The organism is Tsukamurella tyrosinosolvens, from assembly GCF_900104775.1.
Taxonomy (GTDB): Bacteria; Actinomycetota; Actinomycetes; order Mycobacteriales; family Mycobacteriaceae; genus Tsukamurella; species Tsukamurella tyrosinosolvens.
In genome coordinates, this window is sequence record NZ_FNSA01000003.1 from 4,528,857 (window position 1) to 4,539,633 (window position 10,777).

The 10,777-nt window shown below is 71.8% G+C and carries 8 protein-coding genes; 4 read left to right on the top strand and 4 right to left on the bottom strand.

Annotated elements, in window-relative coordinates:
- Nucleotides 1-129 precede the first annotated feature (129 nt).
- From BLW32_RS24500 to BLW32_RS24510, 3 genes are read left to right on the top strand one after another with little or no spacing between them, the layout of a single operon-like run.
- Nucleotides 130-1,467: a GlnX family signal transduction membrane protein gene (locus BLW32_RS24500; protein ID WP_068741382.1), complete on the top strand. Its 1,338-nt coding sequence runs from the start codon at nt 130-132 to the stop codon at nt 1,465-1,467.
- Nucleotides 1,467-2,447: a glutamate ABC transporter substrate-binding protein gene (locus BLW32_RS24505; RefSeq protein WP_068741381.1), complete on the top strand. Its 981-nt coding sequence runs from the start codon at nt 1,467-1,469 to the stop codon at nt 2,445-2,447. Before BLW32_RS24500 ends, BLW32_RS24505 begins: the two co-directional genes overlap by 1 nt.
- A 6-nt stretch (nt 2,448-2,453) precedes the next feature.
- The gene (locus BLW32_RS24510) at nt 2,454-4,787 is read left to right on the top strand and encodes a serine/threonine-protein kinase (RefSeq protein ID WP_068522944.1); all 2,334 of its coding nucleotides are present in this window, start codon (nt 2,454-2,456) and stop codon (nt 4,785-4,787) included.
- Nucleotides 4,788-4,811: 24 nt separating this feature from the next.
- On the opposite strand, the gene BLW32_RS24515 is transcribed toward BLW32_RS24510, so the two are convergent.
- The 4 genes from BLW32_RS24515 to BLW32_RS24530 all read right to left on the bottom strand — a co-directional run bounded on the left by BLW32_RS24515 (nt 4,812) and on the right by BLW32_RS24530 (nt 9,789).
- A complete protein-coding gene (locus tag BLW32_RS24515) occupies nt 4,812-6,680 on the bottom strand; it encodes a multicopper oxidase family protein (RefSeq protein WP_068741380.1) in 1,869 nt (622 codons plus the stop codon).
- A gap of 96 nt (nt 6,681-6,776) precedes the next feature.
- Entirely contained in the window at nt 6,777-7,604 is an 828-nt protein-coding gene (locus BLW32_RS24520; RefSeq protein WP_068522946.1) for an ABC transporter ATP-binding protein, read from the bottom strand.
- Nucleotides 7,601-8,689, bottom strand: a complete 1,089-nt coding sequence (locus tag BLW32_RS24525) for a FecCD family ABC transporter permease (protein WP_068741379.1) — start codon at nt 8,687-8,689, stop codon at nt 7,601-7,603. Before BLW32_RS24525 ends, BLW32_RS24520 begins: the two co-directional genes overlap by 4 nt.
- Nucleotides 8,686-9,789, bottom strand: coding sequence for a FecCD family ABC transporter permease (locus BLW32_RS24530; RefSeq protein WP_068522948.1), 1,104 nt, complete (start codon nt 9,787-9,789; stop codon nt 8,686-8,688). Before BLW32_RS24530 ends, BLW32_RS24525 begins: the two co-directional genes overlap by 4 nt.
- Before the next feature lie 43 nt (nt 9,790-9,832).
- Here BLW32_RS24530 and BLW32_RS24535 point away from each other — a divergent pair, with 43 nt between their 5' ends.
- Nucleotides 9,833-10,759 (top strand): ABC transporter substrate-binding protein, encoded by a 927-nt coding sequence (locus tag BLW32_RS24535; RefSeq protein ID WP_170181099.1) that lies wholly within the window; start codon nt 9,833-9,835, stop codon nt 10,757-10,759.
- Nucleotides 10,760-10,777 lie beyond the last annotated feature (18 nt).

Consider the following 10,777-nt stretch of genomic DNA (forward strand, 5'->3'; position numbering starts at 1 on the left):
GGCCACTCGGGGCGACGACTCTGCGCGTCATCTCGTCTGCGGGAGGGCCCCGCGCGATAGGGTCGGAGGCACGAAGTCCGCAGTGGCCCGACCCCGGCCGAAGGGTGCAACTGAGGGAAGGAGCAGACGGTGACAGCCCAGGCGTCGAAGAATCGGCAGCTGTCGTCCCTGCGCCTCCGATCCTTCCCGGAATCCTCGGTTTTCGCCGAGCTGCGGGAGTTCTTCACCTCGAGCCCCGGCAAGCTGGTCTCGATGGCCCTCGTGCTCATCACGATGTGTCTGTTCGCCGGCTGGTTCACGTCCGCGGCGCAGCTCTCCCGCACGGAGGTGCTCCAGCAGAACCTCGCCGACTACGAGCCCCGAGCACACGCGGCGCAGGTGCTCTACAGCTCCCTCTCGGCGGCCAACGAGTCCGCCAACGCCGCCTTCGTCGCGGGCGGCCTCCCGTCGGACGAGATCCAGAGCAGCTACAGCATCGCCCTCGCCACCGCGGGGAAGGCGCTCATCACCTCCGCGACGAGCCTGCCCGCCGACGACGGCCGCGCCCACGACAACCTCGACACCCTCGCGATGAACCTGCCCGTGTACACGGGACTGGTCGAGACCGCGCGCACGAACAACCGGCTCGACAACTCGGTCGCGGCCGCCTACCTCGCGACCGCGTCCACCCTCATGCAGGACACCCTGCTCCCCGCGGCGGAGAGCTTCTACCGCGAGGAGACGGAGAACCTGCGCCGGACGCACGACCAGTTCGCCTCGCCGCCGTGGGCGATCTACGGCGTGCTGGGCATCGCGCTCGCCTCGGTCCTGCTCACCCATCAGTACCTCGCGCGGCGCACGCAGCGACGGGTCAACCGCGGCCTCGTCGTGGCGGCCGCCGCGCTCGCCATCGCGATGACCTGGGTGGTGGTCGCGGGCCTGACGTCGTCGACGTATTCGCTCCGCGCCGAACAGCGCGGCACGGCGGCGGTCGACGCGCTCTCCCAGGCCCGCACCCTCACGCAGAAGGCCCGCTCCATGGAGACGATGGGCCTCGTGCAGCGCGGCGCCGGGCGCGGCGTTCCGGCGTCGGCCTTCGCCGAGACCCTGCAGGCCGCGGAGGAGGACTTGAAGTCGGTCGGCGACTCCGATCCGCAGATCGCGGCCGCGGTCGAGGCGGCGCGCGCCGACGCGCAGCGCTGGGTCACCGCGCACCAGCAGATCGCCGCGCGCGAGGCGACCGGCGACTACCTCGGCGCGACGCGCGTCGCCATCGGCACCGACCCCGGCTCCGCGGCGGTCGCCTACCGCTCGCTCGACGGGCACCTCACCGCGGCGATCGACCGGGCGCGCACGCTCTACCGCGACAACGTCAACACCGCCCGCTTCGCGATCGCCTTCTCCGGCCCGGGCGCGTTCATCCTCTGCGTGCTCGCCGCCGCCGGGGTCGCTGCGGGCTTCTACCCCCGGGTCAGGGAGTACCGATGATGCGCCGCCGCACACTCAGTGGAATCGCCCTCGCGCTGACCGTCGCGCTGGCGTCGACGGGCTGCGTGGTCTCCGCACCCGAGGCACCCGGCGACGCGGTCACCGCGGTCGTGCAGCCGGTCCCCGGCTCGGGCGCCGTGGTCCCCACCGACGCCCCGATCCCGCCCGAGGTGTCGATGTGCACGACCACGCCGTCCCCGTCGGGCCTGCCGGCGCCTGGGCAGATGGTGCCGGGCACGACGATGGCCGACATCCAGGACCGCGGCCGCCTGGTGGTGGGCATCGACATCGGCTCCAACCTGCTCTCGTTCCGCGACCCCATCACGGGCGAGATCAAGGGCTTCGACGCCGACATCGCCCACCAGATCGCCGCCGCGATCTTCGGCGACCCCGACCGCATCCACTTCCGGATCCTCTCCACCGCGGACCGCCAGAAGGCCCTGGAGGAGGGCACCGTCGACGTCGTCGTCAAGACCATGTCGGCGACCTGCGACCGGGCGAAGTCGGTGGCCTTCTCGGCCACCTACTTCATCGCGCAGCAGCGCATCCTCGCGCCGCGGGGCGCGCCGATCAACACCGTCGGCGACCTCTCCAGTCGGCGGGTGTGCGAGGTCCGCGGCACCACGTCGCTCGACCGCGTGCGGCGACTGGTGCCGAGCGCCACCGTCGTGGCCTCGGACTCGTGGTCCGACTGCCTGGTGATGCTGCAGCAGTCGCAGGTCGACGCGATCTCCACCGACGACGCCATCCTCGCCGGGCTCGAGGACCAGGATCCGAACCTCACCATCACCGGGCCGTCGATGGGGCTCGAGTACTACGCGGTCGGCGTCGGGAAGAACCGGACCGACCTCGTGCGTTTCATCAATGGGGTGCTTCTACGGATGGCCTTCGACGGGACGTGGATGCGCCTGTACAACCAGTGGTTCGCACCGTCGCTCGGCCAGGTCTGGTCGGCGCCGGCGGCGAGGTACGAGGGGTGATGCACGATGACTGACGACGTCGACGAATCCGAGCACACACAGGCCCAGGTGGTCGCCTTCGAGGACGACGACGAGGAGCAGGGCACCGTCGGTTCGCCGATGGTCGACCTGTTCGACGACACCGAGCCCCCGCCGGTCGGGACCCAGGTGACGACGGTGCCGCCGCCCGCCCCGGCGGTGGCGACCGAGGCCACGCCGCGGTTCGGCAACGGCCCCGTTCGCACCGCGAGCACCACCCGTGTCGCGGCGCGGCGCCGCGTCGGCGGCGGCCTCGTCGAGATCCCGCGGATCACCGAGGTCGACCCGTCGGAGGCGATCCGCACCAACCCGATCATCGCGGAGGGCAAGCGGTACTGCTGGAACTGCCGCAAGCCCGTCGGCCGCGCGCACGACGGCGAGCCCGGCCAGCTCATCGGCTCGTGCCCGCACTGCGGCGCCCGGTTCTCCTTCGAGCCCGCGCTCAAACCCGGCGACATAGTCGCCGACCAGTACGAGATCAAGGGCGCGATCGCGCACGGCGGCATGGGCTGGATCTACCTGGCCACCGACCTCAACGTGGTCGACCGGCCCGTCGTGCTCAAGGGCCTGCTCAACTCGGGCGACGCCCAGGCGCAGGCCGTCGCGGTCTCGGAACGACGGTTCCTGGCCGAGATGACGCACCCGTCGATCGTCAAGATCTACAACTTCGTCGAGCACCCCGATCCGGACGGCACTCAGATCGGCTACATCGTCATGGAGTACGTGCCGGGCAAGACGGTCAAGGACATCCTGACCGAGGCCGCCGCGGCGGGCGACGCGGGCGCCAAGGTGGAGGTCGAGCAGGCGATCGCCTACATCCTCGAGGTGCTCCCCGCCCTCGGCTACCTGCACAGCCTGGGGCTGGCGTACAACGACCTCAAGCCCGACAACATCATGATCAGCGAGGAGGACGTCAAGCTCATCGACCTGGGCGCCGTCGCCCCGCTCGGCGGCTACGGGTACATCTACGGCACACCGGGATTCCAGGCTCCGGAGATCGCGAAGACCGGGCCGTCGGTGGCCTCGGACGTGTACACGGTGGGCCGCACGCTCGCGGTCCTGGTCGCGAACGTGCCGATGGAAGGGGGCCGGTACGTCGACGGTCTACCCTCCCCCACCGACGACGACACCCTCGCGAAGTACAACTCGCTGTACCGGCTGCTGGTGAAGGCCACGGCGGAGGACCCGGACGAGCGCTTCGGCTCGGCCGCGGAGCTCACCGACCAGTTGCTCGGCGTACTCCGGGAATGCTTGTCCACCAAGTCCGGCGAGCCCCGCCCCGGGCTGTCGGTGGTCTTCACGCCGCAGCGTTCCACCTTCGGCGTCGAGCTGATGCTGCGGGCCGTGGACCCCGACCCCGAGGTGCACGACGACCGGCTGCGTGCACCGGAAGTGCTGGCGGCGCTGCCGATCCCGATCGCCAACCCGTCCGACCCCGCAGCGGGCGTCCTCGCGCTGACGATGCGCAGCGACCCCACCCAGATCCTCGACTCGCTCGCCGAGCTGCGCGAGGCGATGGCGGGCACGGTCGAGATCGATCTCGCGGAGGCCCGCGCGCACCTGGAGCTGGGCGAGGTGGATGCGGCCACGACGCTGCTCGATTCGCTGGCTTCCCGCGAGCCGCACCGCTGGCAGGTCACCTGGTACCGCGCGGAGACGGCCCTCATGCAGGGCGACTACGCCGCCGCCTACGACTACTTCGAGACGGTGACCGACCAGGCGCCCGGCGAGGCCGCACCGAAGCTGGCCGCCGCCGTCGCCGCCGAGTTCTGCTACGTCTCCGGCGAATCCGATCCCGACGGATGGCTGGACCGGGCGCGGTGCCGGTACGAGAACGTGTGGCGCACCGACCGCGGCATCATCTCCGCGGCGTTCGGCGCCGCCCGGATGCGCCGCGCGGCCGGCGACGTCGTGGGCACCGTGGAGATCCTCGACCAGGTGCCGTCGACGAGCCGGCACTACCACAACGCGCTGTGCTCGTCCGTGGTCGCGCTGGTGCACGGCCGCGATCTGGCGGACGTCACGGAGGCGCAGTTGCACGAGGCGGCGCGGCGCGTGCGCACCCTGCCCAAATCCGAGTTCCGGCGGCTGCAACTGCGCGCCCTGGTGCTCGGGGTGGCGCTCGGCTGGGTGCAGCACCGCAACCAGCACGGGCGCCTCGACGGCACCCGCACGCTGCTCGATCACGCACTCACCGAGCGGGGCCTGCGCAAGGCGACGGAGAAGTCGTTGCGCGACATCGCCGCGCTCGCCGAACGCAAGCGGCAGCGGCACGCGCTGGTGGACCTGGCGAACGCGATCCGCCCCCGCACGCTCTTCTGAGGCCGCCCGCCACGAGAGCCGGGATCAGTGGTGCTGCAACCGGATCCGCTGCATCATGTCGTGATCCTCGTGGTCGAGGTTGTGGCAGTGCCATACGTAACCGCGCACCTCGGGTCGCGCACCACCACCGTGTCCGCTGTGCGCGGCGGCGCCGTGGTGGGCGCCGGCGACCTCGGCGTCGTGCGGGACGGGGATCGGCGCGTCGGGGTCGAACCCCAACTGCTCCACCGTCGGCCAGTACACCAGGATGCTGGTGACGCTGTCCTCCGGACAGAGGACGGTGTCCTTCCAGCCCAGCTCCCACGGCTCGGGGCCGGTCCGTCGGCTCAGCATGTCGCGCGACGGTGCCGGCGACCACCGGGTGCCCACGTGCGCCGGGGGCGGCGCGCTGAGGAAGTACCGCGCGGAGTCGAGACGGTGCCGCTCGATGACGCGGAACACGGCCAGGTGCAGGTGGATCGGGTGCTCGATGGGAAGGCTGTTCACGATGTCCCAGCGCTCCACGGTGCCGGCCCGCGCGACGTCGACGTCGTCGGACATGAAGTCGAGATTGTTGATGAGCATGAGCGCGCGCAGCGGCACGATCGACGAGGTCGCCGTGGCGAGGTCCCAGCCGAGGGTCACGGTACGGCGCCGAGCCGGCCGCACCGGCGCGGGCAGGCGGGGCGGCCGCCGGGGACCGCCGCGCAGCGTTTCTGGGACTCGCGCGCGCTCGCGGGGCCCGGACAGGTGGAAGCGCATGATCCTGCGCAGCGTGGGCACCATGAACAGCGCGTTGCCGATCGAGTTCTCGGCGGTGTTCATGAGGTCCACCGCGCCGCCGTCGGCGGAGCCGAAGTCGACGAGGAGATCGGCGCGCTCGCCCGGCGACATCGTGATCGACCGCACCGCCTGCGGCGCGTCGAGCAGGCCCTGATCGCCACCGATCACCCAGAATCGCATCGAGTTCGAGAACTGCAGCCGGAACACGCGACTGTTCGCGCCGAGCACGACGCGCAGCCGGTACAGCCCGCGCGCCACTCGGTGCCGCGGCCAGGCGACGCCGTTCACCACCGCCACGTCGCCGAGCTGGCCCGCCTGGTTCATGTCGTGCGGAAGGAAGTTGAACTGCCGCGCCTCCAGGGAGCCGTCGGTCTTGAACGTGCGGTCCTGCAGTACCAGCGGCAGTTCCCGCTCGCCCGCCGGCAGGCCCAGCGGGTTGTCCGCCTCACCCGTGTCGTGGGCGTCGCGCACCAGGTACACGCCCGCGAGGCCGGCCTGCACGTTGAGTCGGGTGATGCCGACGGCGTGGTCGTGGTACCAGAGGGTCGCGGCCTCCTGGCGGTTCCCGTACCGGTTGTGCTGCATACCGTTCCGGCGCCAGCAGATCGTCGGGAAGCCGTCCGATGCGGGCGCGGTCGGAGCGCCGTGCAGGTGCACGGTGGTGCGGGGATCCGTCCGGTCCGCGCCGGTGGTCGCCATCATCGACTCGTCGACGTACTCCGCGAGCGGGTGCTCGCCGAGCCGGTTGCCGAAGGAGAGGGCGAGCTCCTCGCCGGAGTGGGCGGTGATCGTCGGCCCCAGGATGTGATCGCCGTAGCCGAACGCGCGGGTCGGCGGCAGATCCGCGTGGTAGCGGTGCCGCACGGCGCGCGCGGTCAGCTCGGCGCCCGACCGGTGGGCGGGAGGCACCCACAGATCGTCGACGTAGGGCCGCAGCGGTGGCGATGACGTGACCAGCGGCGAGTTCGACGGCGGCTGCGGGATCGGCCCCAGGCCGCCGGGGAAGGGTGGCAGCGGAATGGTGATCGGGTCGGCCCCGGCGGACCCCGCGGTCCGCGCCGTGCCGGCGCCGAGTGCGGCGATCATCGCGGCGCGCAGTGCGGTCCGCCGGGAGAAGCTCGTGGACCCCATGCACCGTCCTCACGCGTCGAATCGGACCTCGATCACGCGAAGACTAGACGGGAGATGCTTGCGATCGCAAGCTCGTCGATCGGTGCGGCGGCGCCCTCACGCCCCACCGGTGCGGCGGGCGCCGATCGGGATGATGCACGGCCGGCCGGGCGCGACCGGGTCGTCGATCACTGTGGAATGGAGCCCGAAGGTCTCGCGCAGCATCTCCTCGCTGATGACGTCCGCCGGCGCGCCCTGGGCGACCACGGCACCGTCCTTCATGGCGATGATGTTGTCGCTGTACCGGATCGCGAGGTTCAAGTCGTGCAGCACCATGACGACGGTCCGCCCCTGGCTGCTGAGCTCGTCCACGAGATCGAGCACGTCGAGCGCGTGCGAGAGATCGAGGTAGGTGGTCGGCTCGTCGAGGAGCAGCAGGTCGGTGCCCTGCGCGAGGGTCATGGAGATCCACACGCGCTGCCGCTGGCCGCCGGAGAGGGAGTCGACGGCGCGGTCCGCGAGGTCCCGCACCCCGGTCTGTTCGAGCGCGGCGTCGACGACCTCGGCGTCGTCGGAGCTCCACTGCCGCAGCCACGACTGGTGCGGGTGCCGGCCCCGGGCCACGAGGTCACCGACGGTGAGCCCCTCCGGCGCGAGCGGGCTCTGCGGGAGCAGGCCCATGGTGGTGGCGATCTGCTTCGACTTGAGCTTGGCGATGTCGTTCCCGTCGAGCACCACGTGCCCGGACGAGGGCTTGATCAGCCGGGCCAGGGTGCGCAGCAGCGTCGACTTGCCGCAGCCGTTGGGTCCGATGATCGTGGTGACCACGCCGGACGGGATGTCGAGGTCGAGGTCGTCGAGGACCGTCACCTGCCCGTAGCCGGAGGTGACCTTGCGGGCGCCCAGGCGCGACGGTGCCGTCGTCGCGGTGTCGGTGGTGGTCACTTGGCCCCCTTGAGGTTCTGGCGGACGAGGAGATAGACGAGGAACGGGCCGCCGACGGCGGCGGTGATGATGCCCACGGGCAGCGCGACGGAGAACATCGTGCGGGCGGCGAGGTCGGCGCAGGACAGGAGCGCCGCGCCCATGAGCGCCGACGGGATCAGCGGCGGCGTGGGCAGCCGGGTGAGGCGCATCGCGAGCTGAGGCGAGACGAAGGCGATGAAGCCGATCGGCCCGGCGGCGGCGACGCCGGCGGAGGCGAGCAGCACCGAAGCGATGAGCAGCACCGCACGGTTGCGGCCGAGACGCACGCCGAGGCCGAGGGCCACGTCGTCGCCGAGCTGGACGGCCCGCAGCGGGAAGGCCGCGGCGAGCGCGAGCGCCGCGGCGGGCGCACCGAGGCCGACCGCGGTCCACACGTCCGACCAGTCGCGGCTCTCGAGCGAGCCGACCAGCCAGGTCTGCGCGCGGGCCACGTCGCGGATGTCGGCGCGCACCAGCATCCAGTCGACGAGCGCGCGCATGAGGAACGTGATGGCGATGCCGACGAGGATCAGCCGCATGCCGTCGACGCCGCCGCGGACGGCGAGGAGGTAGACCAGCCCGCCGGTGAGGAGGCCGCCGGTGACCGCGACGACGGGCAGCCCGACGTCGTTGTTGAGGGTGGCCGCGAGGGTGCCGGTCGAGGTGACGAGGAAGACGGCGGCCACGCCCGCGCCGGCGGTGACGCCGAGGATGTCGGGGCTGGCCAGCGGGTTCCGCGCGATCGACTGGACGATGGCGCCGGACATGCCGAGAGCCGCGCCGACGAGGAGCCCGACGAGGGCGCGCGGCATGCGCAGCTCCATGACGATGAAGTGCGTCGTGGAGTCGCCGGTGCCGACGAGGGCCTGGAGGACCTCGCCGAAGGTCATCGGGAAGGCGCCGAGGCGGATGCTCGCGCAGAAGGCGACGAACGCGACCAGCGCGAGGAACAGGGTGACGGCCACGGGCCACGGCCGCCACACGAAGGAGACGACGTTCCCGAACCGCAGGCCCGGCCGGATGGGCGGCCTCTGCTCGTCGACCGTGTCGAGGGTGGTGCTCATACCTTGACCGCCTTCCGCCACCAGACGAGAGCCACGAAGAAGGGCGCGCCGAAGAGCGCCACGACGATGCCGACCTCGAGCTCGCCGGGCCGCGCGACCACGCGGCCCACGATGTCGGCGGCCAGCAGCAGCCAGGCGCCCATGAGCGCCGAGTAGGGCAGCAGCCAGCGGTAGTCGGGGCCGGTGAAGTAGCGCACGATGTGCGGCACCATGAGCCCGAGGAAGGAGATGCTGCCGCAGGCCGCGGTGGCACCGCCGACGAGCAGGGTCACGGACGCGATGCCGACGGTGCGCGCGAGACCGATGTTCAGGCCCAGGCCCTTCGCGACGTCGTCGCCCATGTTGAGCAGGTTCACGGCCGGTCCGTTGGCGAGCGCGAGGAGCATGCCGAGGGCGATGAACGGCACGACCACGCCGATCACGTCGAAGCCGCGACCGACCACGGCGCCGGCGTTCCAGAACCGGAGGGTGTCGAGCGAGGCGTTGTCGCTGAGCGCGATCGCGGAGGTCATCGAACTGAGGAACATCGCCACGCCCATGCCGGCGAGCACCAGGGTCAGCGGGGAGCCGACCCCGCGCCCCAGGCTGGAGAGCCCGAACACGAGGATCGCCGTGAGCGCGGTGCCGAGGAAGGCGAACCAGACGTACTGGATCGGCTGGGTGAGGCCGCCGAGGAAGGTCGCGCAGACCACGGCGAACGCGGCGCCCTGGGTGAGGCCGAGGAAGCCGGGATCGGCGACGGGATTGCGGGTGTGCCCCTGGATCAGCGCGCCGGCGAGCGCCAGCGCCGCGCCGGCGATGAGCGCCAGCAGGGTCCGCGGCACGCGCAGCGTCTGGATGATGATCGCGGCCTGGTTCAGCTCGGGATCCGCGGGATTCGGCCCGGTGGTGTAGTCGTGCCACAGGCCGTCCCACACCAGCGAGGGTGCGAGGCTGCGGGAGCCGATCGCGAGCGAGGCGATCACGGTCACCGCCAGCAGCACGAGCAGCAGGACCAGCCCGAACAGGCGGCGCTTGCGCCGAGCGGCGCCGGAGGTCGATTCCGGCCGCCCGGGCGGGGTGCCCCCGGACGGGGCCTCCTCAGTCGCAGATAGGGTCACAACCGTAATGATAGGCTGCCCTTCATTCCAAGGAAGGGGCGGTATGCGTCTGGTCTCGGCAATGCTCGCGGTTCTGCTCTCGTTCGCCCTCGCGGCGTGCGGGTCGGGCTCCGATTCGAGCTCGGCGAGCGAGGCGCCGGCCGCGCCCCAGCGGGTGGCCTCGCTGGGCCTGGGCGACGTGGACACGCTCCTCGCGCTCGGCGTGGTGCCGGTGATCGTCGCGCCGTGGGCGCAGGACGCCAAGGAGCCCGTCGGCGAGTGGGCGAAGCCGCTGCTGCAGGGCAAGAACCCGCAGATGCTGCTGGGCACCGGCACCGAGCTGGACACCAAGGCCATCGAGACCCTCGCCGCGTCCAAGCCCGACGTGATCGTCGCCGTGAACTCCGGTTTCGACGACGCCACCTTCTCGCGCCTCGAGGCGATCGCGCCCGTGATCCGACGGCCCGCGCAGTTCTCCGCCTGGGGCGTGCCCTGGGAGGACCAGGTCCGCGCGATCGCCGGCGGGGTCGGCCGGGCGGCGCAGGGCGACGCGCTGGTCACCAAGACGCAGGCGACGATCCGCCGGACCCAGGAGCAGCACCCGCAGTACCGCGGGAAGACGGCCGCCACCGTCCTGCCCAAGTCCGACGGGGGCTTCTACGCCTACGCCACCAGCGACGGCCGCGGCCAGGTGCTGACGATGCTCGGCTTCACCCTGCCCGAGGCGGTGTCCTCGCTGATCCCCACCGGGAAGTTCTTCGCCGAGATCCCCGCCGAGCGCGTGAACGTCCTCGACCTCGACGCGCTCGTCTACCTCGACTACGGCACCAAGGTCGCCGAGGACACCGCGTTCCGCTCCCTCGCCGTGAGCCGCGAGAACCGGGTCACGACCATCGACCGCACCATCGGCAACGCCATGTCGATGCCGAACCCGGTGACCATCGAGTGGGTGCTCCAGCAGTTGCCCCCGCGGCTCCCCGCCTTCGCCTGACCGCCTGACCGCCCGCCC

What these genes read in the sequence shown, in the direction of transcription:
- BLW32_RS24505 (WP_068741381.1), top strand. Translation starts at nt 1,467, where the DNA reads ATGCGCCGCCGCACACTCAGTGGAATCGCCCTCGCGCTGACCGTCGCG.
- BLW32_RS24510 (WP_068522944.1), top strand. Translation starts at nt 2,454, where the DNA reads ATGACTGACGACGTCGACGAATCCGAGCACACACAGGCCCAGGTGGTC.
- BLW32_RS24515 (WP_068741380.1), bottom strand. Translation starts at nt 6,680, where the DNA reads ATGGGGTCCACGAGCTTCTCCCGGCGGACCGCACTGCGCGCCGCGATG.
- BLW32_RS24525 (WP_068741379.1), bottom strand. Translation starts at nt 8,689, where the DNA reads ATGAGCACCACCCTCGACACGGTCGACGAGCAGAGGCCGCCCATCCGG.
- BLW32_RS24535 (WP_170181099.1), top strand. Translation starts at nt 9,833, where the DNA reads ATGCGTCTGGTCTCGGCAATGCTCGCGGTTCTGCTCTCGTTCGCCCTC.